The 2,585-nt window shown below is 25.7% G+C and carries 4 protein-coding genes; all 4 read right to left on the reverse strand.

From position 1 onward, the window contains the following. Positions 1 to 306: 306 nt before the first annotated feature. Positions 307 to 657 (reverse strand): 50S ribosomal protein L20, encoded by a 351-nt coding sequence (gene rplT, locus ACWYO2_RS05700; RefSeq protein ID WP_455515516.1) that lies wholly within the window; start codon positions 655 to 657, stop codon positions 307 to 309. Positions 658 to 678: 21 nt separating this feature from the next. Beyond that, positions 679 to 885 carry a 50S ribosomal protein L35 gene (gene rpmI, locus ACWYO2_RS05705; protein ID WP_455515517.1) on the reverse strand — a complete coding sequence of 69 codons (207 nt, stop codon included), beginning with the start codon at positions 883 to 885 and terminating at the stop codon, positions 679 to 681. Between the two features lie 18 nt (positions 886 to 903). Next, positions 904 to 1,416 (reverse strand): translation initiation factor IF-3, encoded by a 513-nt coding sequence (infC, locus tag ACWYO2_RS05710; protein ID WP_455515518.1) that lies wholly within the window; start codon positions 1,414 to 1,416, stop codon positions 904 to 906. Positions 1,417 to 1,725: 309 nt separating this feature from the next. After that, complete coding sequence (locus ACWYO2_RS05715; protein ID WP_455515519.1) at positions 1,726 to 2,505, reverse strand: ABC transporter permease; 780 nt, start codon at positions 2,503 to 2,505, stop codon at positions 1,726 to 1,728. Positions 2,506 to 2,585: the final 80 nt, after the last annotated feature.

Here is a 2,585-nt window from a genome sequence, read left to right on the forward strand (position 1 = left end):
TATATACTTATCTAAAAAATCATTTTCTGTCATTAAAGTATATTCTACAAAAGAATTCTTCAAAGTATTCTCTATCTCTATTTTATCCATAGGATTTGAAAATACATATAGATTATTACCTTTCAATTCATTTAAAATATCAAACTCTAAACCTTTATATACAATATTCATTATATTCCCCTTTCTTTTTGTTTCATTATAGCACATAAAATAAAAAAAGATAATCATTTAAAATCATCTTTTAAAACTTATTTATTTAATTTAATAATATTAAAAAAAGATGGAAAACTTAATTTCCATCTTTAATTATAAAGCTTTAACTTTTTCAACTAAAGCTTTAAATTCTACTGAGTTATTTAAAGCTAATTCAGCTAATACTTTTCTGTCTAATTCTATATTTAATTTCTTTAATCCATTCATGAATCTTGAATAAGATAATCCTTCTGCACGAGATGCAGCATTTATTCTGATTATCCATAATTCTCTCATTGTTCTTTTCTTTAATTTTCTATGTTCTGTTGCATAAGCCATTGCTTTTTTAACAGCTTCATTTGCTTTTCTATAATTAGTTTTTATTGACCCTCTGTATCCTTTAGCTTCTGCTAATACTTTTTTATGTCTCTTTCTTCTTACTATTCCTGTTTTTACTCTTGGCATCTTAATTCCTCCTCTTTAGTTTTATCTTCCAGCTTGTCCAGCTAATAATCTTGAAGCTTTTCTTGCTGCTCCACCAGTTAATACTGCATCTTCACCTAATCTTTTCTTTCTCTTATGAGTCTTTTTAGTTAAGATATGGCTCTTTCCTGAATGTTTAACTACAAATTTCCCTGTTCCTGTAACTTTAATTCTTTTTTTTGCACCTTTATGTGTTTTCATTTTTGGCATAATTTTTCCTCCTCTGAACTATTTCTTTGGTGAAAGCATAACAAATTTTTGTACCTGCTCTTTACCATATTTTTTCTCTACTACTACCTTTTCTTCAAAGAAATTAGCAAATTCATCTAAAACTTTAACGGCAGTTTCTGAATGTAATTTCTCTCTTCCTGATAATCTTAAACTAATTTTAATTTTGTAATCTTTTTCTAAAAACTTCTCTATTTGATTAACCTTAGTCTCCATATCATGTGTATCTATATGAGGTTTAACTCTTATTTCCTTGATTACGGTATTTTTTTGTTTCTTTTTATTTTCTTTGTCTTTTTTTACTTTTTCATAACGATATTTACCATAATCCATTATTTTGGCAACAGATGTTGTCCCATTGTATGACATTTCAACTAAATCTAAATTCTTTTCAGAAGCTAGGTTTAAAGCATCATTTACTGACATTATACCCAACTGCTCTCCATCTTCAGATATTAATCTAACTTCTTTAGCTCTGATTTCTTCATTAATTCTAGTATTATCAGACTTCATAGTTCCTTTTATAAAGAACACCTCCTATTTTGATAATAAAAAAAACAAGATAAAATCTTGTTCTCTACATCATAAAATAATAGACTTATGGCGTCTATAATCAATAACGTAACCTTACTCATATTAAGCCTCGCAATCTAAATCGATATGGAAAGGTGAGAACTAAATTCTACTTCTTTTAATTTACTTATAAATATTATCATATTTTTAATTATTTGTCAAATTTTACAAAATTATTTATAATAACTAAAGGAATTACATTTTATTTTATATAATGTAATTCCTTAATTTAATAATTTTATATCAAAACTAACTTAACATATATTTTTGTAACTTACGACTTGATAGGGCCAATATTAATGTACCTAATATTAGTATAGTCGATAATGCATTAATTGTGGGACTTACTCCAAACTTAAGCATAGAATAAATTTGTATAGGTAAAGTATCAGAATTAGTACCTGTTACAAAGCTCGTTATAACAAAATCATCTAAAGATAATGTCATTGACATTAAAAATGCTGATATTATACCTGGTACCATAGTTGGTAGTATAACTTTATTTAATGTTTGTAATTCAGTTGCACCTAAATCACGTGAAGCTTCAACTATAGAGAAATCAAACTCATCTATTCTTGACATTATTATAAATAAGGAAAAAGGTATATTAAATGTTGTATGTGCAATAAATACAGTTAACATTCCTAAAGGTATTTTAGCGAAATTCATATTAAAGAATAATAATAAAGAAACCCCTATTATCAAATCTGGTAAAACTAAGGGAATATAATTTAAAACTCTTGAATAAGATTTCAATTTAAAATTATACCATTTAATACCTATAGATCCTAAAACTGCTATTACAACAGAAATAAATGATGAAGATAATGCTATCAATATACTTCTTCCAAAAGCATGCCATAATTTTGGTGAACGAGTAAATAATTCTATATACCATCTTAAAGAAAAACTTTTAAATTCATAGGCCTTAGTAGAATTAAAAGATAAAACTATAAGCATAACTATTGGTAGATAAAAAAACAACATAACCAAAACAAAAAAGAATAATGAAAACTTTTTCTTTTCCATACTAATCACTCTCCTTTTCAGTTTTAATTTTTATCCATACAAATATTGAAGTAATCAATATAAATAATGTTGAAATAGCT

It is taken from the genome of Pseudostreptobacillus sp. (genome assembly GCF_977040545.1).